This window comes from Tissierellales bacterium (genome assembly GCA_025210965.1).
Classification (GTDB): domain Bacteria; phylum Bacillota; class Clostridia; order Tissierellales; family JAOAQY01; genus JAOAQY01.
In genome coordinates this window covers 1-2540 of sequence record JAOAQY010000221.1, presented here as the reverse complement: position 1 = coordinate 2540, position 2540 = coordinate 1, and the positions used below count along the sequence as shown (strand labels likewise).

The following is a 2540-nucleotide window of genomic DNA, read 5'->3' as shown; positions in this document are numbered from 1 at the left end:
TCACTTGCTGCAAAGGGAATTGCACCTTCTGATATACCTACAAGTCCCATAGCAAATGCAGCCTTTCCATTTGCAGTTTCTTCTTCTGTGAAAATCTTCATTTTCTTTCCTACAAATGTTGCAAGCGCCATTCCAAGTGGTGCTACTGGTATAGCACATGCTTGTGCTCCCATAAATTGTGTCTGTCCTGTTGCTATAAGACCTACACTAAACATGAATGCAACTTTACCAAATGGTCCTCCCATATCAAATCCCTGCATGAGTCCTATAACAAGACCTATGACTATTAAACTCCCCGATGATAATGATTGGAGCATATTTACAAGACCATCCATAAGTGATGCAATCGGTGCTCCTATTACAAATATAAATAATGCAGCTATCGATAATGAACCAATTATAGGGATTATCATTATAGGTACTAGTGGCTGAAGTGATTTAGGAAACTTCCAACTCTTAATCCATTTAACTAAATAACCTACTGCAAATCCAGCTATTATAGCTCCTATAAAACCTGTTCCTGCCGATGCTTCGTAGAATGATCCATCGTTTGCTATCCAACCACCAATCATACCTGGTGCTATTGCTGGTCTGTCTCCAATAGCATATGCAATGTATCCTGCTAATATTGGAATCATAAGTTTAAATCCAACTACCCCAACATTTAGTATCTGATTCCAGAAACTTCCCTCTGGTATTTGAAGTCCTGCTGGCGTTGGCTTACCTCCAATTGCAAGTGACAATGCTATCAAAAGTCCCCCTATTACAACAAATGGAATCATGTAAGATACTCCATTCATCAAATATTTATAGAGACCTGATTTTTCATTACCTTGCCCTTTGAAAGTGCCACTATCCTTGTTGGTCGACGAATAAATAGGTGCACTTTCTTCTAGAGCTTTATTTACAAGGGCTTTCGGATTATCTATTGCTGCTTTAACTCCCGAAAATACCACTCGCTTACCGTCAAAACGATCTAACTCTACCTGCTTATCACAGGCAACTATTATGCCTATCGCTTTCTTAATCTCTGCTTTAGTAGGTGAATCTTCAACACCCACTGAGCCATTTGTCTCTACCTTTATCTCTACACCCATCTCATGCGCACATTTTTTCAGCGCTTTTGCAGCTAAATACGTATGTGCTACACCTACTGGGCATCCCGTAACCCCTATCAAATACCTTCTATCTTTAGATACTTTTTTGGTATTTTCTTTTTTTGATAAAATCTCTATGACATAACTTGCATCATTTGCATTTAATAATTCTCTCTTTAAATCTTCATCAAGTAATTTCCCTGTAATCTCAGACAATGCTTGCACATGTAAATTATTCGCACTTTCTGGCATAGCTATAACAAAAAATAATTTTGATAACTCGCCATCAGAACTGCCACAATCTATCCCTGATTTACTAATTCCAATTGCTATACAAGCCTCTTTTACAGCTGATGTCTTTGCATGCGGCATAACTATTCCACCTTCAAATGCAGTTGACATAAGTTCTTCTCGCTTCATAACCTCTGATATAAATGTTTTTTCATCAGAAATTTTCCCAGCACTAGCTAGTAGATTAGATAATTCATTAATAGCCTCTTCTTTAGTTTTTGCCTTTAAATTAGTCTTTACTAAATTCGAATGGATCATTTGCTTTATACTCATCTCTTCACCTCTTATTCGATATTACTTTAGCTATATAAATTCTATTGTAAATAAACTTTTGTATTGGATTTATAAATGCCGTGAAGTTTTTCAATAATCGTTCCCTGCGCGCCTTGAAACTGCAATCGATTTCCTTCTTACTTGTAATTATAAGTTAAAGCGCTTATTTTTGCAATCTAAATATTTTCCACACTTACTTGCAAAATACTTGTCATTACTTGTAATTACAAGTTTACGAGCAGTAATTATTTTTTTATTTTTTATTTTTTACCCATTACCTATTGATTGATTTCATTACTAAGTAATTGTATTTTATTACTTCAGTCACTATGTAAATCACTTAAAATCATGTACAATACCACTATAATCGCGATACTAATTGTAAAAAAGGGGTTTTAATTAATGAAAATGAAAAAATTTATCCAAATTATTTCATTTCATCTCCCTCCTCTATTTAGGAAGGAGATGAATCGAAATGGTTTTAGTTTTTAATAATCTTTTACCAAATATTCACATGTACAGCTAACTTTAAATGCGATACAATTAAAACGTGAGGGAGGTGTGAACATCTATGAAAATCAATAAAGCTTTTAAGTTTAGGATATATCCTAATAAAGAACAAATACTTTTGATACAAAAGACTTTTGGTTGTGTAAGATATACATACAATCTTTTTCTTAATCAGAGAATAGAATTATATAAAAGCGAAAAAAAATCAACTACTTACGTCAATCAAGCCAAAGAATTGACAGCATTGAAAAAAGAATTATCTTGGCTTAAAGAAGTAGATAGTGTTTCACTTCAGTCATCTCTTAGAAATTTAGATACTGCTTTTAAAAACTTTTTTCAAAAAAGAGCAAAATATCCTAAATTCAAATC

At 33.8% G+C, this 2540-nt stretch carries 2 protein-coding genes; one reads left to right on the top strand and one right to left on the bottom strand.

The genetic code is table 11. The features are described from left to right. The coding region (locus N4A40_16010) for a fructose-specific PTS transporter subunit EIIC (protein MCT4663358.1) at window positions 1–1661 on the bottom strand (1661 nt) is incomplete at its 3' end. Between the two features lie 571 nt (window positions 1662–2232). Here N4A40_16010 and N4A40_16005 point away from each other — a divergent pair. Beyond that, window positions 2233–2540 (top strand): helix-turn-helix domain-containing protein (locus N4A40_16005; protein ID MCT4663357.1); only part of this gene is annotated, 308 nt, incomplete at its 3' end.